The following is a 251-nucleotide window of genomic DNA, read 5'->3' as shown; positions in this document are numbered from 1 at the left end:
AACGAGTACGTGCTGATGCTGGTGGTGCATCACATCGCCGGGGACGGAGGGTCGCTGGCGCCGTTGTCGCGGGATCTGGCGACCGCCTACACCGCGCGCACACACGATCGGGAGCCGGGGTGGGCGCCGTTGCCGGTGCAGTATGTGGACTACACGTTATGGCAGCGGCAACTGTTGGGCGAGGCGACCGATCCCGACAGCGTGCTGTCGCGGCAGCTGGCGTATTGGCGGACCGAGCTGGCCGGGCTGCC

General features: G+C 68.5%; 1 protein-coding gene. It reads left to right on the top strand.

What is annotated here, in order from left to right; all coding sequences use genetic code 11:
* Positions 1-251 (top strand): condensation domain-containing protein (locus tag ACX4ZE_RS23410; RefSeq protein ID WP_480275633.1); only part of this gene is annotated, 251 nt, incomplete at both ends.

It is taken from the genome of Nocardia sp. TBRC8007 (genome assembly GCF_056629435.1).
The sequence above is the reverse complement of the archived record's forward strand: the minus strand, read 5'-3'. Positions and strand labels throughout refer to the sequence as shown.